Source organism: Stenotrophomonas sp. YAU14A_MKIMI4_1, assembly GCF_003086855.1.
Classification (GTDB): domain Bacteria; phylum Pseudomonadota; class Gammaproteobacteria; order Xanthomonadales; family Xanthomonadaceae; genus Stenotrophomonas.
Genome location: NZ_CP025998.1, coordinates 657409 through 677164, shown reverse-complemented (window position 1 = coordinate 677164; position 19756 = coordinate 657409). Strand labels below are relative to the sequence as shown.

Below are 19756 nucleotides of genomic sequence, written 5' to 3'. Positions count from 1 at the left end.
CGGACCTTGGTCCGCACTGAGCGACGTGCCAACCAAGGTTGGCACCTACCCTACCATCGCTGATGTGCCAACCAAGGTTGGCACCTACCCTCCTCTGCTGAGGTTGGCACCCGCCATCACATGGCATCATCGGGTGATGCCACCTTCCATCTTCCTGCTGGTGCTGGCCGCTGCTGCGCTGCATGCCAGCTGGAACGCAATCGTCAAACGCGGGCCGGACAAATTCCTCGGCACGGTGCTGGTCACCGGCAGCGCCGCGTTGCTGTCAGCGGTCGCCCTGCCCTTGCTGCCGTTTCCCGCAGCCGACAGCTGGCCCTGGCTGGCGGCCTCGGTGGTACTGCAGGTGATCTACTACGCGCGGGTGGCGCGCTGCTACCAGCAGGTGGACATGAGCCTGGCCTACCCGCTGATGCGCGGTTGCGCGCCGATCCTGGTCGCACTGGCCGGCAGTCTGCTCGGCCAGTCGCTGCCGCCTGCCGCCTGGCTGGGCGTGGTGCTGGTCAGCACCGGCATCCTGTGCATGGCGCTGGGCGCACGCGGCGGCCAGCTCGGCCTGCCCCTGCTGACCGCGCTGATGATCGCCACCTATACGCTGGTCGATGCACATGGCGCGCGGCAGTCAGGCAATGCGTTGGCCTACACCCTCTGGCTGTTCCTGCTGTCGGGCATCCCGCTGCCGGCGTGGGCGCTGTACACCCGCCGCCGCGCCGTGCTGGCCTACGCGCGCCAGCATTGGCCGCTGGGTCTGGCCGGTGGCATCGGCACCACCGCCTCCTACGCGATGGCGCTGTGGGCGATGACCCAGGTGCCGGTGGCGATGGTGTCCGCGCTGCGCGAATCGTCCATCGTCTTCGCGCTGCTGATCTCCGTGTTCCTGCTGCGCGAACGCGTGCCGCGCGCACGCTGGCTGGCGGCCGGGTTGATCGTGGGCGGGGTGCTGGCACTGCGGTTGGCGTGACGGTAGCGCCGGGCCACGCCCGGCGAGCGCAGCGGCTATTACAGCGGCGGCATCACCTGCACGTCGTCAGCGACCAGCTCGATGGCCATCACCAGCGCATCTTCGCGGCCCTGTGCGGCCGGGTAGTAACGCGGGCGCCGGCCAATCTCGTTGAAGCCTTCGCTATGGTACAGCCGCAGCGCCGGCGTGTTCGACGGCCGCACTTCCAGGAACACGCGCTGCGCGCCACGGTTGCGGGCCATCTCGACCAGCGCGCGCAGCAGCTGCCGGCCCAGGCCGCGCGACTGCACCAGCGGATCGATGCAGATGTTGAGCACGTGCGCTTCGTCAGCGGCCAGGCTCAACACGCCATAGCCGATCAGCAGGCCGTCCTGTTCCATCGCCAGCCCGGGGTACCCCGCGCGCAGGCAGTCCAGGAAAATGCCACGGGTCCAGGGGTACGGGTAGCCACGCACCTCGATGGCCATGACCGCGTTGAGATCATTCTCGCGCAGCGCGCGCAGGCTGACCGGCCCCGGCTGGGCGACCGCGCTCATGGCGTACCCCGCTTGCGCAGCGCGCGCAGCTGCGGCCACAGCGCACGCTTGGCGGCCGGGTCACGGCGCAACGTTTCCAGCGGCCAGCTGTCCATCAATGCCTGCGTGGCCGGGTCATTCGGATTGCAGCCCGATGCGCGCAGCAGGGCGATCTGCAGACGGTCGGGCAGTCGCACCGCCGGCTGCCGCGCATTGCCCGAAGGCAGCGGCCGCGTCGCCGCCGGCGCGGTGTCCGGTGCCGCCACCGGTGGCGGCCGCCGCGGCGCAGTTGCGCGCTCGGCACGCGGCTCGAACGGAACATCGGCGCTGTCGGCAGGCGCCATGTGCGGTGCGGATCGCGGCGGTTCCGGGGCAGGCGTCGACGCCGCCTCGGCTTCGGCCACGCTCAACTGCAGCGCCGCGTCCAGCTCGGCGGCCAGCTGGCCGTCGTGGAACACGGTGTAGCCCATGGCCTGCAGCCAGGCCTGCTGGGCCGGTGACCACAACACGGGCAGGTCCTGGCTCACGCGACCTCGGGCTTCTTGCGCAGGCGTTGCAGCGCCCACATCACCGGGCCGGACAAGGCGTACAACACGCCCACGGCCAACAGCACGCGCGGCAGGTCAATGACCGCAATGGCGATGGCGATCGGGACCAGGGCCAGCACCAGGAACGGCACGCGGTCAGAGCGGGTGCCCTTGGCTGCGCCGCCCTTGAAGCTCCAGAAGCGCACCCGGCTGACCATCAACAGGGCCGCCACCACGGTGACTGCCAGCGCCACGTAGCGCAGCTGGTCACCGCTCCAGCCCAGGGTGCCATCGGCGAAGGCCCAGACGAAGGACATCATCAAGCCGGCCGCGGCCGGGCTGGCCAGGCCGACAAACCAGCGCTTGTCGACCACCGCCACCTGGGTGTTGAAGCGGGCCAGGCGCAGCGCCGCGCAGGCGGCGTACAGGAAGGCGACGGCCCAGCCGAGGCGGCCAGCCAGTTCACCGTCCAGCTTCAGCTCGGACAGCGACCAGTGGTACATCACCAGCGCCGGGGCCATGCCGAAGCTGACCAGGTCGGCCAGCGAGTCGTACTGCACGCCGAATTCGCTGCTGGTACCGGTCAGGCGCGCCACGCGCCCGTCCAGGCCATCCATCACCGCCGCCACGAACACGGCGATGGCCGCATTGACGAACTGGTCGTTGGCCGCGGCGATGATCGCGTAGAAGCCGGAGAACAGACCGGCAGTGGTGAACAGGTTGGGCAGCAGGTAAATCGTGCGCGAACGCGGCGGCGGTGTGATCGGGTCCATGGAATCCAGTTTAATCGACTTGCCAGCGGTCGGCGGCAATGCTGCAATCGGCGTTCTACGCCCATTCTGTGGAGTTTGCCATGCGTGCCCTGCCCTGCCTTGGTTTCCTGCTGCTGTTGGCCACGGCCACGGCCCAGGCCGGCCCGGTCTACAAGTGGAAGGACGCCAAGGGCGTGACCCAGTATTCGGAAACGCCGCCAGCCAGTGCGAAATACGAAACCCGCGAGCAGGCACGCAGCCCGCAGGCGCCGGCGGCGCCCGCTGCGGAAGCGGCCCCGGTGCCGGAACAGTGCAGCACGGCGCGTGCCAACGTGACCCTGCTGGAGGGCAGCGGTCCGGTGATGCAGGACACCGATGGCGATGGCAAGGCCGACACGGCCCTGACCCCGGAACAGCGCAGCGCGCAGAAGGGTCTGGCCGAAGCCGCCATCAAAGCCTACTGCCCCCCGGCCAGCTAATGGGGGGTTCGGCAGGGCTGCGCCCTGCACCCGCTTAAGGCCGGAGCAACGGCAACGGCAACGTCAAAGGCGGGCATTCAGTGGGATGGCGGGGCGGTGTCGGACTGCGGGGACGCCGCAAGTACGTCCCTGTAGGCTTGGCAGCCGCATCCATGCGGCTGACACCCCGCATTCCGACACCGCCCCGCCTCTGACAGTTGGCCGGCGTCTGTTGGTAGGTGTCGACCTTGGTCGACACATCTGTCAGAAATCGAATGAATTCAGCCGTGTCGACCAAGGTCGACACCTACCAGAGCGGGATGCCGTTCTGGCAGATCGCGGAAGTCTGTCGAAGGCGGGGTGGGTCCGGTTGCGGGGGTGTCCGCGGCATGGATGCCGCGGCCAAGCCTCCATGGACGGATTTACGGCGTCCCCCGCAACCGGACCCACCCCGCCATCCCACGAGTAGCCCGCTTTTGACGTTGACGTTGACGTTGCCGTCGCTCCAAGCGGGTGCAGGGCTGCAAGCCCTGCCAGTACCCCACCCCCCGGCCGGGCTGGCAGAATAGGCGTCTCTGCCGTTATCCCGAAGCCGACGATGCGCCTTTCCCAGTTCCACCTGCACACCACCAAGGAAACCCCCAGCGACGCCGAGCTGACCAGCCACCGGCTGATGCTGCGCGCCGGCATGATCCGCAAGCTCGCCTCGGGCCTGTACACCTGGTCGCCGCTGGGCCTGCGCGTGCTGCGCAAGGTGGAACGCATCGTGCGTGAGGAAATGGACCGCGCCGGCGCCGTGGAATTCCAGATTCCCACCATCCAGCCCAAGGAACTGTGGGAACAGACCGGGCGCTGGGAAAAGTTCGGCCCACAGCTGCTGAAGATCAAGGACCGCAAGGAACAGACCTTCTGCTACAGCCCCACCGCCGAAGAAGCGGCGTGCGATTTCGCCCGTAGCGAACTGTCCAGCTACAAGCAGTTGCCGGTGAATTTCTACCAGATCCAGACCAAATTCCGCGACGAGATCCGCCCGCGTTTCGGCGTGATGCGTGCGCGCGAATTCCTGATGAAGGATGCGTACTCGTTCCACCTGCACGATGAAGACCTGGTGCGCGAATACGAAAACATGAAGGCGGCCTACAGCCGCATCTTCACCCGCCTGGGCCTGGATTTCCGCATGGTGCAGGCCGACTCCGGCGCCATCGGCGGCGATGCGTCGCAGGAATTCCACGTGATCGCCGATTCCGGCGAAGACGCGCTGGTATTCTCCACCGGCTCCGATTATGCGGCCAACATGGAAGCGGCCGTTGCCGCCGATCCGGCGCCGCGCGCGGCCGCCGCTGAAACCCTGCGCAAGGTGGACACGCCCACCCAGAAGACCTGCGAAGACGTGGCCGCCCTGCTCGGCATCGACCTGCAGCGCACGGTGAAGTCGGTGGCGCTGATGACCGAAGCCGGCTTCGTGCTGGCGCTGGTGCGCGGCGACCACGAAGTAAATGAGATCAAGCTGGCCAAGGTGGCTGGTCTGGAAGACCAGCGTTTTGCCAGCGAAGCGGAAATCGCCGAACACCTGGGCAGCGTGCCCGGCTTCCTGGGCCCGGTCGGCCCGGCCAAGGCGATCCGCGTGCTGGCCGACCGCGAAGTGGCGGCCATGGCCGATTTTGTCGTCGGTGCCAACGAGGCCGGTTTCCACTTGGCTGGGGTGAACTGGGGCCGCGACCTGCCGGAACCGGAAGTGGTGGATATCCGCAACGTGCGTGCCGGTGACCGCGCCCGCGACGGCGGCGAACTGAAGATCGCCCGCGGCATCGAGGTCGGCCACGTGTTCCAGCTCGGCCGCAAGTACGCCGAAGCGCTGCAGGCCACCGTGCTGGACGAGAACGGCAAGGCCGCGGTGATGACCATGGGCTGCTACGGCATCGGCATCTCGCGCGTGGTGGCTGCCGCCATCGAACAGAACCACGACGACGCCGGCATCATCTGGCCCGAGGCGATGGCGCCCTGGCAGGTGGTGGTCTGCGTGATCAACCCGAAGGGCGATGCGGGCGTGGCCGAGGCCGCCGCTGCACTGCTGCAGGAACTGCGCGACGCCGGCCTGGATGCAGCGCTGGACGACCGCGGCCTGCGCCCGGGCGCCATGTTCGCCGACATGGAGCTGATCGGTGTGCCGCACCGCGTGGTGGTGAGCGAGCGCGGCCTGGCCGCCGGTACGTACGAGTACCGCTCGCGCAAGGCCAGCGAGGCCGAGAGCCTGGACAAGGCCACCCTGCTGCAGCGACTGCAAGGCTGATGGAAAGACCGGGGTCCGCCCCGGTCTTTTTTTTTGCGTCCACCGGTGGCATCAGCGTCTGAATATGTCGGCAGTCGCAATTCGTAATATCAGTAACCAATAAATGTTTGTGCTGGCAGTAAATCGACATTACCCTGTCCAGCGACCGCCATGGACCGGCTCGTCCCTGTCCATCACCGTATTTCCCGGAGTATTTGCATGAGCATCGACCTGAGCGGCCTGTCGGCACGTGAGCTGGGCGCCCTGATCCGTACCGCCAAGAAGCAGCAGACCATCGTCGCCAAGCGCCGCCCGATCACCAAGGTGCGCGCCCAGCTGACCAAGCTGGCCAAGACCGAGGGTTACACCATCGACGAACTGTTCGGTGGCGCTGCTGCCCCGGCACCGCGTGCACGCAAGGCGGCCAAGGCTCCGGCCAAGACCGCCGGCCGCAAGCTGGGCAAGGTGGCACCGAAGTACCGCAACCCGGCCAACCCGAAGGAAACCTGGACCGGCCGCGGCAAGCAGCCGCGCTGGATGGCCGAGCTGACCGCCAAGGGCAACAAGAAGCCGGAAGATTTCCTGATCAAGAAGGCCTGAGTCCTGCCCGGGCTTGAATGAGAAAACGCCGGCGAAAGCCGGCGTTTTTTTTGTGGGTAGCGCCGGGCCATGCCCGGCGAGCGCAGCGGTGGCGTTCCGATCCGCCGGGCACGGCCCGGCGCTACCGATCACAGCGTCTTGCGCGCCGGCATCAGCAGGTTGCCGAACAGCAGACCGGCCACCAGCGCCATCACCACGTTCAGCACGGTCAGGAACACGCTCTGGCCAGCGCCCACATCCTGCTGCTGCACCAGGGTCAGTACGCCGCGCAGGCTGGTGCTGCCAGGCACCATCATGATGATGCCGGGCAGGCGGATGATCGCGCCCGGGCGACCCACCAGTCGGCCAAACAGATTGCCGCCGGCGGTCAGCAGCATGGCTGACAGGAAAATGCCCGCCGGTGCGCCCCAGGCGTGGCCGCCGAATTTGGAAATGGCATAGCCGGCCACCGACGCGGCAATCACCCACGGGTAATCGCGCCGGTTGGCCTTGAACAACATGGCAAACGCGAATGCCGCGGTCAGCAGCGAGCCCCATTCCACCCACGGTCCCTGCGGGCGCGAGGCACGGATCACCGGGTCCAGGCCCAGCACATCGGCCAGGGTGACCGCGATCATCGCGCCCACGCTCAGTTTCATGATGGTGGTGAGCGCACCGGCAAAACGCGCCGTGCCCGAAACCCAGTGCTGGCTGGCCAGCTCGTTCACCGCATTGGTCAACGACATGCCCGGCAGCAGCACCACCAGCGAGGCAATGATGACGGTGTTGAGATTCAGCGCGCCCACGAACGCCGCTACCAGGGTGGCGACCATGCCGGCCAGCAGCGCGGCCAGCGCTTCGCCGGCTTCGCGGGTGGCCGGGCGACGATCGGTCAGCATGCCCAGCAGGCCGATCATCAAGCCGATTACGCCGGCCGTGGCGATGTCCAGCCAGGGCAGCTTCCACATGCCGGCCACGCCGGCCGCGCCCAGGCTGAAGGACAGGATCGTGCGCAGCTTGCCGCGGCGGCCCGGATCCTTGTCCAGTTGGCGCAGCGCGGTATGGCCCTGGGCAAGGCTCATGCGGCCGTTGGCCACTTCTTCGGCAATGCGGTCGGCCACGCTCAGCTTGTGCAGGTCGTTCTCGCCCGGCGCCAGGCGGATCACCCGGGTAATGTCACTGGAACCGATGGCGCGCGCGGGATCGCTGAAGCTGAGGATGATGCCGGTGGGGTTCGACCACGGCTCACAATCCAGGTCCAGTTGCCGCGCCAGCGCCACCACGGCGGCCTCCAGGCGCTGGGCCGTGGTGCCATAGCTGTGCAGGCGACCGGCGATCTCGGAAACAAAGGCCACGCGCTGCGCATAGGTGGCCTGGGGCGTGGGGATGGCGTGAGCATCGGCGGACATGCGCCGTAGTATTACCTACAGCGGGCCCGGCAGGAGAAATTCATCCCGGTTCGACGCGACGTGCAATTCAGAACGGTTATGCTGCGACCCGAATGGCCCCCATGACCCCGAACCACAGCCCCCGGCTGGAACAGGATGCCCACGATCCCGGGCTGATCCATCTGTCCGGCCACTGGACCTTGAAGACCGCACTGGCGGCGGCCGAGGTGCTGCGCGACGTTCCCGAGAAACTGACCGGCATCGACGCCACCGCCATCGAACAGCTGGATTCGGCCGGCGTGCTGCAGCTGCTGCGTGTGGCCCATCGTGCCGACCTGGGCGAACACGCCCTGCACTTCCGCCCCGACCACCAGGCACTGGTGTGCACCATCGAAGAAGTGGCCGACGACCGGCCCAAGCCCAAGCGCGACTTCGGCGTGCTGGCCGCGCTGGAGCGCTTGGGTGTCAGCGTCCACACCACCGGCCACAACATCAAGGCGCTGTGCAGTTTCCTGGGCGAGAACCTGGTCAAGGCCGCGCGCCTGTTCAAGGAGCCGCGCCGCTTCCGCCTGACCGCCACCGTGCACCAGATGGAACAGGTGGGCCTGGACGCGGTACCGCTGGTGGCGTTGCTGTCCTACCTGGTGGGCGCGGTGATCGCCTTCCTCGGCTCCACCATCCTGCGCGACTTCGGCGCGGAGATCTACGTGGTGGAACTGGTGAACATCGCCTTCCTGCGCGAATTCGCCGTGCTGCTGACCGCCATCGTGCTGGCCGGCCGCACCGCCAGCGCGTTCACCGCGCAGATCGGCGCGATGAAGGCACGCGAAGAGATCGATGCGATGCGCACCCTGGGCCTGGACCCGATCGATCTGCTGGTGCTGCCGCGCCTGCTGGCGCTGCTGGTCACCCTGCCACTGCTGACCTTCATTGCGATGGCGGCCGGTCTGGCCGGCGGCATCACCGTGGGCGCGTTCGACCTGGACATTCCGCCGCAGATGTACATCGCGCGCATGCACGAAACCATGGAAGTGCGGCACATGCTGGTGGGGCTGTCCAAGGCGCCGGTATTTGCCCTGGTGATCGGCCTGATCGGCTGCCTGGAAGGGCTGAAGGTGGAAGGCACGGCGCAGTCGGTGGGCGAACGCACCACCTCCAGCGTGGTGCAGACCATCTCGCTGGTGATCATCATCGACGCCTTCGCGGCGTTGTGGTTCATGCACATGGACTGGTGAGATGACCACACACCCACACCCCGATGACACCCCGATGCGCGATGACCAGGGCCACGACCTGGCCATCCGCGTGCGTGGGCTGACCAACCGCTTCGGCAGCCAGACCGTGCACGAAGGGCTGGACCTGGACGTGCGCCGCGGCGAGATCCTCGGCGTGGTCGGCGGGTCGGGCACCGGCAAATCGGTGCTGATGCGGTCGATTTTGGGCCTGCGCGTGCCCGACGCCGGGCAGATTGAAGTGCTGGGCCGCGATGCGCGCGCCGACGATGCGGAAAGCCGCCTGCATATCGAGCGCAACACCGGCGTGCTGTTCCAGGATGGCGCCCTGTTCTCTTCGCTCAGCGTGGGCGAGAACGTGCAGGTGCCGCTGAAGGAACACCACCGCGAACTGCCCGAACGCTGGCATTACGAACTGGCCCTGCTGAAGGTGAAGCTGGCCGGCCTGCCCGCCGATGCCATCAACAAGCTGCCGTCGCAGCTGTCCGGCGGCATGCGCAAGCGCGCCGGCCTGGCCCGTGCGCTGGCACTGGACCCGCCGCTGCTGTTCCTGGACGAGCCCACCGCCGGCCTGGACCCGATCGGCGCGGCCGCGTTCGACCGCCTGATCAAGACCCTGCAGGAAGCGCTGGGGTTGACCGTGTTCCTGATCACCCACGATCTGGACACGCTGTACGCCATCTGCGACCGGGTGGCGGTGATCGCCGACCACAAGGTGGTGGCCAACGCGCCGCTGCCGGACATCGAGAAACTGGATCATCCGTGGATCCAGGAATACTTCCACGGACCCCGCGCGCGCGCCGCGCGTGGCGAACAGATCGAGAGTGCCTGAGCCATGGAAACCAAAGCCAACTACGTGCTGATCGGCGCGTTCACCCTGATCACCGGCCTGGCCCTGCTGGCCTTCGGCCTGTGGGCGGCCAAGTACTCCTCCGACCGCACCTGGCAGGAATACCGCGTGGTGTTCCGCGAAGCGGTCACCGGCCTGTCGGTCGGCAGCCCGGTGCAGTACAACGGCATCGCGGTGGGGTCGATCACCGAACTGAACCTGGTGCCCGACGACCCGCGCCAGGTGGTCGCGCGCATCCGCTTGAATTCCAACACGCCGGTCAAGACCGATACCCGCGCCAAGCTGGCCATCACCAGCCTGACCGGCCCGTCGATCATCCAGCTCAGTGGCGGCACGCCGCAGGCGCCCACCCTGACCACGGTGAACAAGGACCCGGCGCCGATCATTCCGACCACGCCGTCGGCGCTGCAGAACATCACCGACGTGGCCAACCGCATCGTCGAACGCATGGACCAGATCCTGAGCGACCGCAACGTCGCCTCGATCAATGCCACCCTGGCCAACCTGGAAACGATCAGCGGCGGCCTGGCCGACCGTGACCAGGGCACCCAGGCCCTGCTGCTGAGCGCGCGCGACGCGGCGCGCAGCCTGGATACCACGCTGAAGACCACCAACGGCACCATCGAACGCCTGGACAAGAACCTGGTGCAGCAGCTGCCGGGCATCATCGACAAGCTCGATGCCACCCTGGGCAAGCTGGATTCGGCCGCCGGCAATGCCGATTCGATCCTGGGCGAGAACCGCGCGGCCATCAACAGCTTCGCCAACGACGGCCTGGGCCAGCTGGGCCCGACGCTGACCGAACTGCGCGGCCTGATCCGCGACCTGCGCCGGGTCAGCGACCGCCTGGAAAACAACCCCGCGCGCTACCTGCTGGGCCGCGATGCACCGAAGGAGTTCGAACCCAAATGAGCCCGATGACCCTTCCGCGCCTGCTGCTGGCCGCCTCGGCGGCTGCCCTGCTGGGTGGCTGCTCGATCCTCGGCAGCGGCGACAAGAATCCGGTCACCCTGTATTCGCCTGCGGTGCAGGTGAAGGTGGACCCGGCCTGGCCGCAGGGTGACTGGCAGCTGGTACTGGCCAAGCCCAGCGCCGCGCGCATGGTCGACAGCCCGCGCATCAACGTGCGGCCCACGCCGTCGGAACTGGAAATCTACCGCGGTGCCAGCTGGGCACAGCCGGCCACCGACATGATCGAAGACACCCTGCTGCGCGGCTTCGAAGATTCCGGCCGCCTGCCCGGCGTGGCCCGCGTGGCCGCCGGCATCCGCGCCGACTACAAGTTGACCACCGACGTGCGCCGCTTCGAGTCCGACTACCAGGGCCAGGCCACGCCGACGGTGGTGATTGAACTGAACGCCAAACTCATCCACGTGGCCGACCAGCGCGTGGTGGCCGACCGCACGTTCCGCCAGCAACAACCGGTGGGCAGCACCGACGTGCCGGCCGTGGCCGCCGCGTTCGAGCGCGGCCTGCAGCAGATCGCGCAGGACGTGGTGGGCTGGACGCTGGTGAGCGGGCAGCGCGACCGCCAGGCGTTGCCGCGCTGAGGTTGCAGGGGTCGGATCCCTTCCCGCAGGGAAAGGGCTCTGACCCCGCCCTCACCCGCGCGGGGTGATCCACCGGAATGTCAAGTTGATGCGCTCGGACACCGGCCGCGCCGTCCGTGGCAGTGCGTGCTGGTAATGCGTCTGGGTGGCGCCGCCCATCACCAACAGATCTCCATGCCCCAGCGCAACTTCAGCCTTTCGGCCATGGTCATCACGGCGGCGCAGCAGGAACCGGCGTTCGGCGCCCAGACTGAGCGAGGCGATCAACGGCGCCGGTCCCAGCTCGGGTTCGTTGTCACGGTGCCACCCCATCGCATCCTCGCCATCGCGGTAGCGGTTCAACAGCACGCTGTTGAACGTGGCCCCACAGAACTCCGCCAACCGGTCGCGCAGCGGCAGCAGGGCCGGATGCCAGGGCACCGGCACGAAGTCTGCGCCGGAATAGCGGTAGCTGGCACCGGCGTCACCCATCCAGCAGCTCAATCGCGGTGAGTCCACTTGGCGGCCGAACATGCGGATGCGGTGAACCTCCCAGGCGACATCGGCGCGCAGGGCGCTGAGCAGTACATCGGCCGCGCTGCGCTCGAGCCAGCGGCGGTGCCAGTGCACATGGGCATCGGCGAGGTGCAGGTCCATGATCGTCCAGCCAGGACCGGGCACCGAAGGCGGTGCCCGGTGATGGTTCAGGCGCGCGCGAACGCGACGCCGGTCTTTTCCTTCAGTTCGTCATCACCCACGCCCGGCGCGGCTTCCACCAGCCGCAGGCCGTCGTCGGTCACGTCGAACACGGCCAGGTCGGTGATGATGCGATCGACCACGCCCACGCCGGTCAGCGGCAGCGAGCATTCGGCCAGGATCTTGTGCTCGCCGTTCTTGGCGGTGTGCTCCATCAGCACCACCACGCGCTGCACGCCGGCCACCAGGTCCATTGCACCGCCCATGCCCTTGACCATCTTGCCCGGCACCATCCAGTTGGCCAGGTCACCCTTGTCGGTCACCTGCATGGCGCCCAGGATGGCCAGGTTCACGTGGCCACCGCGGATCATCGCGAAGCTGTCGTGGCTGCCGAAGTAGCTGGCACCAGCGCGCGCGGTCACGGTCTGCTTGCCGGCGTTGATCAGGTCGGCGTCCACTTCACTGTCGGTCGGGAACGGGCCGATGCCCAGCAGGCCGTTTTCCGACTGCAGCCACACGTCTACGCCTTCGGGAATATGGTTGGCCACCAGGGTCGGCAGGCCGATGCCCAGGTTCACGTAGGCGCCATCGGTCAGTTCACGGGCAGCGCGGGCCGCCATCTCGTCACGGGTCCACGCCATCTCAGTTGCCCTCCGCGCGGATCGTGCGCTGTTCAATGCGTTTTTCGGGATGCGGGTTGTGCACGATGCGGTGCACGTAGATGCCCGGCAGGTGCACCTGGTCCGGATCGATCGCGCCCACCGGCACCACCTCCTCCACTTCCACGATGCACACCTTGCCGGCCATCGCGCAGGCCGGGTTGAAGTTGCGCGCGGTCTTGCGGAACACCAGGTTGCCGGCCTCGTCGGCCTTCCACGCCTTCACCAGGGCCACGTCGGCACGCAGCGCGGTTTCCATCACGTAGTGCTTGCCATCGAATTCACGGGTTTCCTTGCCCTCGGCCACCACGGTGCCGTAGCCGGTGGCGGTGAAGAACGCCGGAATGCCCGCACCGCCGGCGCGCAGGCGCTCGGCCAGGGTGCCCTGCGGGTTGAATTCCAGTTCCAGCTCGCCGGCCAGGAACTGGCGTTCGAATTCCTTGTTCTCGCCCACGTAGGACGAGATCATCTTCTTGATCTGCCGCGTTTCCAGCAGCTGGCCCAGGCCGAAGCCATCCACGCCCGCATTGTTGGAAATGACCGTCAGGCCCTTGGCGCCACTGTCGCGCAGCGCCGCGATCAGCGCTTCGGGAATGCCACACAGGCCGAAGCCACCCACGGCCAGGATCTGGCCATCGGCGACCACGCCCTGCAGCGCCTGCGCCGCCGAGGCGAAGCGCTTGCTGCGCTTGCTGCTGGAAGTCGATTGCTGCATTGCTGTACTGCCCTGCACGGTAAGAATGAGGGCATTCTAGCCGCAGGCCCGCCCGGGCCCTGGATGCGCCGCAGCATTGTCGGGGCGTTGCAGGGGCTTTGGGTAGAATGCCGCACCCTCCACGCAGCGTGGTTCGCCCCACGCCGCCGCCCCCGCAGGTAGCGATGGCCCTGACCTATACCGACGAAGATCTTCTGCGCTGGATCGACGAACGCACGCTGCAGAAGACCGCGCACTACCTGTCCAGCGTGCGCAACCTGCAGTTGCAGGGCGACACGCTGAGTGCCGACGTCCAGGGCAGCGCGCGCCAGCCCTACCACGTGGAAATCGACCTGGCCGCCAGCACGCGCACCGCGCGCAGCCGCCTGCACAGCCACTGCACCTGCCCGGTGGGGCAGAACTGCAAGCACGTGGCCACGGTGCTGGTCATCCAGCTGCTGGAACCCGAGCTGGCGCAGGACCCGGCCCCCCTGAGCGCGCAGGACCTGGCCATGCCGCCGCGTGCCGAACTGCTGGACGAACTGTCGCGCTGGCAGGCCGCGCGAAGCACGCCGGCGCGCGCGCACCCCCGTGGCATTGCCTTCGACGTGGGCACCTTCCAGAACCGGCCCGCGATCCTGCCGCGCCGCACCCACCAGCCCGCCGGCGGGCCACTCTCCTTCGAAAAGCTGCTCGACATCACCCCTGAACTGCTGCTGGAGCCGCCCGGCTACCTCAGCCAGGACGACGTGGCCGTGCTGGCGCAGCTGTGGGCGCTGCGCCAGGGCCGCATGAAGGGTCGTCAGTTCGATATCAATGCGACCCTGCAGCTGATCGTGGCCAGCGGCCATGGCTGGATCCATGGCGACGGCCCGGGCCAGCGCGTGCCCGCGCGCAGCGGTGCACCGCGCCGTGGCACCCTGGGCTGGCGCGCCCTGCCGCAGCAGGGCACGACCCTGCCCACCCCCTGGCTGGAGGTGGAAGGCGGTGCGCAGGGCATGGTGCTGGGCCAGTCGGCCTGCTACCTGGACCCGGCCACCGGCGAGGTCGGGCCGCTGCTGCTGGACGTGGCCGTGGCCGACGCCGATGAGTTCCTGGAGCTGCCACCGCTGCTGCCCAACGAAGAACCCATCGTGGCCCAGCTGCTGATGCAGATCGACCCGGCCCTGCCGCGCCCCGGCGGTAACGCCGCGCTTGCGACGCTGAAGGTGCAGGCCATGACCCCGGTGCTGCGCCTGCATACGGTCGAGTTCCGGCCCGCTTGGCTGGGTTACCGCGCGCCGTCGCAGTGGGCCGACGTGGCCACCGTGGCGTTCGAGTACGACGAACACGTGCGCTTCCTGGATGACCCCACCCTGTTCGCGCACGATGCCGAGGGCCGCCTGGCCCTGCTGCCACGCGACCTGGCCGAAGAAGCCCGGCGCGAAAAAGAACTGCGCAGCGCGCAGCTGTACCGCGACCAGAACCCGCGCGCGGTGCTGGACGGCGCCGGCCCGCAGTTCGACCTGCGCACCCACGACTGGACCCATTTCCTGCTGGACGAAGTGCCGCGGCTGGAAGCACTGGGCTGGAAGATCGAGCCGGCCGACGATTTCCGCCACCGCATCACCCGGGTGGACGATATCCAGCTGGACATCCAGGCCGACCCGAAGGACGAAGGCTGGTTCACGCTGGCGCTGGACATCCAGGTCGACGACCGCAGCGTGGCCCTGGCGCCGCTGCTGCAGCAGGTGCTGCAGACCGATCCGCGCTGGCTGCGCGGGCAGATCGACAGCATTGGCGATGACGAAAACATCCTGCTGTCGGCCGGCGACAACACGCGCATTGCGCTGCGCGCCGGCCGGCTGAAGCCGGTCATCGCCCTGCTGGCCGACCTGTTCACCCAGCGCGGCGGCGCCCTGCGCCTGTCCGCGCGCGACCGTGGCCGCCTGCGTGCATTGCAGGACGATGCCCGCCTGCAGTTCAAGAGCCGCAAGGACACCCGCGCGCTGGTGCAGCGGCTGATGCAGGCGCCGGCACTGGGCGAGGTGGAACCGCCCGCCGGCCTGGCCGCGACCCTGCGCCCGTACCAGCGCGAGGGCCTGGCCTGGCTGCAGTACCTGCGCCAACAGGACCTGGGCGGCGTGCTGGCCGACGACATGGGCCTGGGCAAGACCCTGCAGACGCTGGCGCACATCCTGCTGGAAAAAGAGGCCGGGCGCCTGCAGCAGCCGGCCCTGGTGGTGGTGCCCACCTCGCTGCTGCACAACTGGCAGAGCGAAGCCGCGCGCTTCACCCCCGACCTGCGCGTGCTGGTCCTGCACGGCAACGACCGCACCGATGACTTCGCCCGCATCGGCGAACACGACCTGGTGCTGACCACCTACCCGCTGTTGTGGCGCGATGAAGCGGCGCTGCAGGCCCACGATTACCACCTGTTGATCCTGGACGAGGCGCAGCAGGTGAAGAACCCGAAGTCGCGCGCGGCGGTCACCCTGCGCACGTTGCATGCACGGCACCGGCTGTGCCTGACCGGCACGCCGCTGGAAAACCATCTGGGCGAACTCTGGACCCAGTTCGATTTCCTGCTGCCCGGCCTGCTGGGCAGCGAGAAGCTGTTCAACCAGCACTGGCGGCACCCGATCGAGCGCGGCACCGACCCGCAGCGCGCGCACCTGCTGGCGCAGCGGCTGCGTCCGTTCATGCTGCGCCGGCGCAAGGACCAGGTGGCCACCGAACTGCCGGCCAAGACCCTGATCACCCGCAACGTGGCGCTGGAAGGCGCGCAGCGCGATCTGTACGAAACCGTGCGCGCGTCGATGGAAGCCAAGGTGCGCGAAGCGGTGGCCAGCCAGGGGCTGGGCCGCAGCCACATCGTGGTGCTCGATGCGCTGCTGAAGCTGCGCCAGGTCTGTTGCGACCCGCGCCTGCTGCCCGGTGAAGCGCCGGCCCGGCAGGCGCCATCGGCGAAACTGGAGCTGCTGCGCGACATGCTGCCGGAGATGGTGGAAGAAGGCCGCCGCATCCTGCTGTTCTCGCAGTTCACCAGCATGCTGGCGCTGATCGGCCAGACCCTGGACGAGCTGGGGCTGGGCTACGTGCAGCTGACCGGCGACACCCAGGACCGGGCCACCCCGGTGCAGCGTTTCATGCAGGGCGAGGTGCCGATTTTCCTGATCAGCCTGAAGGCCGGCGGCGTCGGCCTGAACCTGACCGCGGCCGACACGGTCATCCATTTCGACCCTTGGTGGAACCCCGCAGCGGAAAACCAGGCCACCGACCGTGCGCACCGCATCGGCCAGCAGCAACCGGTATTCGTGTACCGGCTGATTGCCGCTGGCAGCATCGAAGAACGCATTGCCGAGCTGCAGCAGCGCAAGGCCGCACTGGCCGATACCCTGCTGGAAGGCGCCGATTCGGCCGCACCGCGCTTCAACGACGAGGATCTGGAGGCGCTGCTGGCCCCGCTGCCGGGGGTGGCACCGAAGGCGCGGCGGCGGCGTAAGGCCAGCACCACCTGAGACATGCGCCGGTCAGCTGTCATTGGGGCAATGGAAACGATTCCCACACAGGGCTGCGATTACACTAGCCAGCTGATCTCACCAAGGACTCGCTCGATGCCCCTGCCCGCCTTCAAGGCCTATGACATCCGCGGCCGCGTGCCGGAAGAACTGAACGAAGACCTGGCCCGCCGTATCGGCGTGGCCCTGGCCGCGCAGCTCGCCCCCGGACCGGTGGTGCTGGGCCACGACGTGCGCCTGACCAGCCCGGCCCTGCAGGATGCGCTGGCCGCGGGCCTGCGCGGGGTGGGCCGCGAAGTGATCGACATCGGTCTGTGCGGCACCGAGGAAGTCTATTTCCAGACCGACCACCTGGGTGCGGCCGGCGGCGTGATGGTGACCGCCAGCCACAACCCGATGGACTACAACGGCATGAAGCTGGTGAAGGAAAACGCGCGGCCGATCAGTTCCGATACCGGCCTGTTCGCCATTTCCGATGCCGTGGCCGCCGATACCGGCAGCGAACAGCCGCCGAGTGCCGCGCAGACCGCGCAGCACGACAAGAGCGCCTACATCCAGCACCTGCTGAGCTACGTGGATGCCAGCAAGCTGAAGCCGCTGAAGCTGGTGGTCAACGCCGGCAACGGTGGCGCCGGCGCCATCGTCGACCTGCTGGCACCGCACCTGCCGTTCGAGTTCATCCGCATCTGCCATGAACCCGATGGCAACTTCCCCAATGGCATTCCCAACCCGCTGCTGCCGGAAAACCGCGCGGCAACGGCCGAGGCCGTGCGCGAACACGGCGCCGATTTCGGCATTGCCTGGGATGGTGACTTCGACCGCTGCTTCTTCTTCGACCACAGCGGCCGTTTCATCGAGGGCTACTACCTGGTCGGCCTGCTGGCCAAGGCAATCCTGGCGCGCAACCCGGGTGGCAAGATCGTGCATGATCCCCGCCTGGTCTGGAACACCACCGACATGGTGGAACAGGCCGGCGGCGTGCCGGTGCTGTGCAAGAGTGGCCATGCCTTCATCAAGGAAAAGATGCGCGCCGAAGATGCCGTGTATGGCGGCGAGATGAGCGCGCACCATTACTTCCGCGAATTCGCCTATGCCGACTCGGGCATGATTCCGTGGCTGCTGATCGCGCAGCTGGTCTCTGAAAGTGGGCGTTCGCTGGCCGATTGGGTGGAAGACCGCATGGCGGCCTACCCGTGCAGCGGCGAAATCAACTTCAAGGTGGCCGATGCCAAGGCCGCCGTGGCCCGGGTGATGGCGCACTTCGCGGACCAGGCACCGGCGCTGGACCATACCGATGGCATCAGCGCCGATTTCGGCCAGTGGCGCTTCAACCTGCGCAGTTCCAATACCGAGCCGCTGCTGCGCCTGAACGTGGAAGCCCGTGGCGATGCAGCGCTGATGCAGGCGCGCACCGATGAAATTGCAGCCTTGCTGAAGGCCTGAGCGGAATCCTGCCGATGAGCATCGTTCAACCCGTCATCCTGTCCGGTGGTTCCGGCACGCGCCTGTGGCCGTTGTCGCGCGAAGCCTATCCGAAGCAGTTCCTGCCCCTGGCCGGCGACAGCACCATGCTGCAGGCCACCTGGCAGCGCGTGGCGCCGATCGCCAGCGGCGGCCCGCTGGTGATCGCCAACGAAGAACACCGCTTCGTGGCGGCCGAACAACTGCAGCAGGTCGGTGCCGAACCGGCCGCGATCATTCTGGAACCGATGGGCCGCAACACTGCCCCGGCCATCGCCGTGGCCGCGCTGGAAGCCACCCGTGACGGCGCCGATGCGCTGCTGCTGGTGCTGCCCTCGGACCACGTGATCACCAACGAAGCCGCGTTCCGCAGCGCCGTGCAGGCAGCGGCGGGTGCGGCAGAGGCCGGCAAGCTGGTCACCTTCGGCATCGTGCCGACCGGCCCGGAAACCGGCTATGGCTACATCAAGGCCGCCGACGGACAGGGCGTGCGTGCAGTTGAGCGCTTCGTCGAAAAGCCCGACCTGGAAACCGCCAGCGGCTACGTGGCCAGCGGCCAGTACTACTGGAACAGCGGCATGTTCCTGTTCAAGGCCTCGCGCTACCTGCAGGAACTGGAGCGCTTCCAGCCGCAGATGCTGGCCGGCAGCCGCAGCGCCTGGCAGCAGGCCCGCCGCGATGCCGACTTCACCCGCCTGGACAAGGATGCCTTCGCCGCTGTGCCGTCGGATTCGATCGACTACGCGGTGATGGAAAAGACCGCCGATGCCGTGGTCGTGCCGCTGGATGCCGGCTGGAACGATGTGGGATCGTGGACGGCGCTGCGCGATGTGTCGCAGCAGGATGGCAACGGCAACGCCCACCAGGGCGATGTGATCGCCATCGACTGCCGCAACACCTACGCCTACGGCCAGCGCCTGGTGGCCATGGTCGGCCTGGATGATGTGATCGTGGTCGAGACCGACGACGCGGTGCTGGTCGGCAAGGCCGACCGCATGCAGGAGGTCAAGACCGTGGTGGCGCAGTTGAAGGCCGACGGCCGCAGCGAAGCCACCTGGCACCGCAAGGTCTACCGCCCGTGGGGCGCCTACGATTCCATCGACAACGGCGAGCGGTTCCAGGTCAAGCGCATCACCGTCAAGCCCGGCGGCACGCTCAGCCTGCAGATGCACCACCACCGTGCCGAGCACTGGATCGTGGTAAGCGGCACGGCCGAGGTCACCCGTGGCGATGAAGTGATCCTGCTGAGCGAGAACCAGAGCACCTACATCCCGCTGGGCGTGACCCACCGCCTGCGCAATCCGGGCAAGCTGCCGCTGGAACTGATCGAAGTGCAGTCGGGCAGCTACCTGGGCGAAGACGATATCGTGCGCTTCGAAGACACCTACGGGCGCAGCTGAGATGGATCGCTGGGGTCGGATCCCGTTGACCCCTTCTCTGACCAGTAGATCCACGCCATGCGTGGATGCTTTTCGATTCCGTACAGCCCCATCCACGCATGGCGTGGATCTACCAAGGCAGAGAAGCGCGTATGCCGCGACCGCATCGTGCGCTTCGAGGACACCTACGGGCGCAGCTGAGATGGACCGCTGGGGTCGGATCCCGTTGCTGCGCAACGGGCTCTGACCCCTCCCTGACCAGTAGATCCACGCCATGCGTGGATGCTTCTCGATTCCGTCTGGCCCCATC

18 protein-coding genes are annotated in these 19756 nt (G+C 67.8%); 11 read left to right on the top strand and 7 right to left on the bottom strand.

Annotated elements, in window-relative coordinates:
• The first annotated feature begins 136 nt into the window (after positions 1-136).
• Positions 137-958: an EamA family transporter gene (locus C1931_RS02995; RefSeq protein WP_108755363.1), complete on the top strand. Its 822-nt coding sequence runs from the start codon at positions 137-139 to the stop codon at positions 956-958.
• A 38-nt stretch (positions 959-996) separates the two neighbouring features.
• Here C1931_RS02995 and rimI read toward each other — a convergent pair whose 3' ends face one another.
• From rimI to pssA, 3 genes are read right to left on the bottom strand one after another with little or no spacing between them, the layout of a single operon-like run.
• Entirely contained in the window at positions 997-1494 is a 498-nt protein-coding gene (rimI, locus tag C1931_RS02990) for a ribosomal protein S18-alanine N-acetyltransferase (RefSeq protein WP_108752121.1), read from the bottom strand.
• Complete coding sequence (locus C1931_RS02985; RefSeq protein ID WP_199912429.1) at positions 1491-1943, bottom strand: hypothetical protein; 453 nt, start codon at positions 1941-1943, stop codon at positions 1491-1493. The genes rimI and C1931_RS02985 overlap by 4 nt, the downstream gene beginning before the upstream one ends.
• Before the next feature lie 53 nt (positions 1944-1996).
• A complete protein-coding gene (pssA, locus tag C1931_RS02980) occupies positions 1997-2773 on the bottom strand; it encodes a CDP-diacylglycerol--serine O-phosphatidyltransferase (RefSeq protein ID WP_108748455.1) in 777 nt (258 codons plus the stop codon).
• An 80-nt stretch (positions 2774-2853) separates the two neighbouring features.
• On the opposite strand from pssA, the gene C1931_RS02975 reads away from it, so the two are divergent.
• The 3 genes from C1931_RS02975 (at position 2854) to C1931_RS02955 (ending at position 6079) form a co-directional block, all read left to right on the top strand.
• Complete coding sequence (locus tag C1931_RS02975) at positions 2854-3231, top strand: DUF4124 domain-containing protein (protein ID WP_108757631.1); 378 nt, start codon at positions 2854-2856, stop codon at positions 3229-3231.
• Between the two features lie 577 nt (positions 3232-3808).
• Entirely contained in the window at positions 3809-5500 is a 1692-nt protein-coding gene (locus C1931_RS02960) for a proline--tRNA ligase (RefSeq protein WP_108752117.1), read from the top strand.
• Positions 5501-5698: 198 nt separating this feature from the next.
• Positions 5699-6079, top strand: coding sequence for an H-NS histone family protein (locus C1931_RS02955; RefSeq protein WP_108748452.1), 381 nt, complete (start codon positions 5699-5701; stop codon positions 6077-6079).
• Positions 6080-6207: 128 nt separating this feature from the next.
• Here C1931_RS02955 and C1931_RS02950 read toward each other — a convergent pair whose 3' ends face one another.
• A complete protein-coding gene (locus C1931_RS02950) occupies positions 6208-7467 on the bottom strand; it encodes a threonine/serine exporter family protein (protein WP_108748451.1) in 1260 nt (419 codons plus the stop codon).
• Positions 7468-7559: 92 nt separating this feature from the next.
• Between C1931_RS02950 and C1931_RS02945 the strand changes: the two genes are divergently transcribed.
• The 4 genes from C1931_RS02945 to C1931_RS02930 are packed head-to-tail and all read left to right on the top strand — an operon-like array spanning position 7560 to position 11078.
• Positions 7560-8681, top strand: coding sequence for an ABC transporter permease (locus C1931_RS02945; RefSeq protein WP_199913905.1), 1122 nt, complete (start codon positions 7560-7562; stop codon positions 8679-8681).
• A gap of 1 nt (position 8682) precedes the next feature.
• Entirely contained in the window at positions 8683-9510 is an 828-nt protein-coding gene (locus tag C1931_RS02940; protein WP_108755360.1) for an ABC transporter ATP-binding protein, read from the top strand.
• Between the two features lie 3 nt (positions 9511-9513).
• Entirely contained in the window at positions 9514-10440 is a 927-nt protein-coding gene (locus C1931_RS02935) for an MlaD family protein (RefSeq protein WP_108752114.1), read from the top strand.
• Positions 10437-11078: an ABC-type transport auxiliary lipoprotein family protein gene (locus C1931_RS02930; RefSeq protein ID WP_108755359.1), complete on the top strand. Its 642-nt coding sequence runs from the start codon at positions 10437-10439 to the stop codon at positions 11076-11078. Before C1931_RS02935 ends, C1931_RS02930 begins: the two co-directional genes overlap by 4 nt.
• Positions 11079-11129: 51 nt before the next feature.
• On the opposite strand, the gene C1931_RS02925 is transcribed toward C1931_RS02930, so the two are convergent.
• Genes C1931_RS02925 through C1931_RS02915 form a run of 3 tightly spaced genes read right to left on the bottom strand, consistent with a single transcriptional unit; the run spans position 11130 to position 13127 of the window.
• Entirely contained in the window at positions 11130-11714 is a 585-nt protein-coding gene (locus tag C1931_RS02925) for an alpha-ketoglutarate-dependent dioxygenase AlkB (protein ID WP_108755358.1), read from the bottom strand.
• Between the two features lie 47 nt (positions 11715-11761).
• The gene (locus tag C1931_RS02920; protein WP_108755357.1) at positions 11762-12394 is read right to left on the bottom strand and encodes a CoA transferase subunit B; all 633 of its coding nucleotides are present in this window, start codon (positions 12392-12394) and stop codon (positions 11762-11764) included.
• 1 nt (position 12395) lies between these two features.
• Positions 12396-13127, bottom strand: a complete 732-nt coding sequence (locus C1931_RS02915; protein ID WP_108748443.1) for a CoA transferase subunit A — start codon at positions 13125-13127, stop codon at positions 12396-12398.
• A 164-nt stretch (positions 13128-13291) separates the two neighbouring features.
• Between C1931_RS02915 and C1931_RS02910 the strand changes: the two genes are divergently transcribed.
• The 3 genes from C1931_RS02910 (at position 13292) to C1931_RS02900 (ending at position 19467) form a co-directional block, all read left to right on the top strand.
• Positions 13292-16606 carry a DEAD/DEAH box helicase gene (locus tag C1931_RS02910; protein WP_108755356.1) on the top strand — a complete coding sequence of 1105 codons (3315 nt, stop codon included), beginning with the start codon at positions 13292-13294 and terminating at the stop codon, positions 16604-16606.
• A 96-nt stretch (positions 16607-16702) separates the two neighbouring features.
• A complete protein-coding gene (locus C1931_RS02905) occupies positions 16703-18049 on the top strand; it encodes a phosphomannomutase (RefSeq protein ID WP_108755355.1) in 1347 nt (448 codons plus the stop codon).
• A 14-nt stretch (positions 18050-18063) separates the two neighbouring features.
• Complete coding sequence (locus C1931_RS02900; RefSeq protein WP_108755354.1) at positions 18064-19467, top strand: mannose-1-phosphate guanylyltransferase/mannose-6-phosphate isomerase; 1404 nt, start codon at positions 18064-18066, stop codon at positions 19465-19467.
• The last annotated feature ends 289 nt before the right edge of the window (positions 19468-19756 follow it).

What these genes read in the sequence shown, in the direction of transcription:
- C1931_RS02955 (WP_108748452.1), top strand. Translation starts at nt 5,699, where the DNA reads ATGAGCATCGACCTGAGCGGCCTGTCGGCACGTGAGCTGGGCGCCCTG.
- rimI (WP_108752121.1), bottom strand. Translation starts at nt 1,494, where the DNA reads ATGAGCGCGGTCGCCCAGCCGGGGCCGGTCAGCCTGCGCGCGCTGCGC.
- C1931_RS02905 (WP_108755355.1), top strand. Translation starts at nt 16,703, where the DNA reads ATGCCCCTGCCCGCCTTCAAGGCCTATGACATCCGCGGCCGCGTGCCG.
- C1931_RS02935 (WP_108752114.1), top strand. Translation starts at nt 9,514, where the DNA reads ATGGAAACCAAAGCCAACTACGTGCTGATCGGCGCGTTCACCCTGATC.
- C1931_RS02945 (WP_199913905.1), top strand. Translation starts at nt 7,560, where the DNA reads ATGGCCCCCATGACCCCGAACCACAGCCCCCGGCTGGAACAGGATGCC.
- pssA (WP_108748455.1), bottom strand. Translation starts at nt 2,773, where the DNA reads ATGGACCCGATCACACCGCCGCCGCGTTCGCGCACGATTTACCTGCTG.
- C1931_RS02915 (WP_108748443.1), bottom strand. Translation starts at nt 13,127, where the DNA reads ATGCAGCAATCGACTTCCAGCAGCAAGCGCAGCAAGCGCTTCGCCTCG.
- C1931_RS02960 (WP_108752117.1), top strand. Translation starts at nt 3,809, where the DNA reads ATGCGCCTTTCCCAGTTCCACCTGCACACCACCAAGGAAACCCCCAGC.
- C1931_RS02920 (WP_108755357.1), bottom strand. Translation starts at nt 12,394, where the DNA reads ATGGCGTGGACCCGTGACGAGATGGCGGCCCGCGCTGCCCGTGAACTG.
- C1931_RS02975 (WP_108757631.1), top strand. Translation starts at nt 2,854, where the DNA reads ATGCGTGCCCTGCCCTGCCTTGGTTTCCTGCTGCTGTTGGCCACGGCC.
- C1931_RS02930 (WP_108755359.1), top strand. Translation starts at nt 10,437, where the DNA reads ATGAGCCCGATGACCCTTCCGCGCCTGCTGCTGGCCGCCTCGGCGGCT.
- C1931_RS02940 (WP_108755360.1), top strand. Translation starts at nt 8,683, where the DNA reads ATGACCACACACCCACACCCCGATGACACCCCGATGCGCGATGACCAG.
- C1931_RS02985 (WP_199912429.1), bottom strand. Translation starts at nt 1,943, where the DNA reads ATGGGCTACACCGTGTTCCACGACGGCCAGCTGGCCGCCGAGCTGGAC.
- C1931_RS02950 (WP_108748451.1), bottom strand. Translation starts at nt 7,467, where the DNA reads ATGTCCGCCGATGCTCACGCCATCCCCACGCCCCAGGCCACCTATGCG.
- C1931_RS02910 (WP_108755356.1), top strand. Translation starts at nt 13,292, where the DNA reads ATGGCCCTGACCTATACCGACGAAGATCTTCTGCGCTGGATCGACGAA.
- C1931_RS02925 (WP_108755358.1), bottom strand. Translation starts at nt 11,714, where the DNA reads ATGGACCTGCACCTCGCCGATGCCCATGTGCACTGGCACCGCCGCTGG.
- C1931_RS02900 (WP_108755354.1), top strand. Translation starts at nt 18,064, where the DNA reads ATGAGCATCGTTCAACCCGTCATCCTGTCCGGTGGTTCCGGCACGCGC.
- C1931_RS02995 (WP_108755363.1), top strand. Translation starts at nt 137, where the DNA reads ATGCCACCTTCCATCTTCCTGCTGGTGCTGGCCGCTGCTGCGCTGCAT.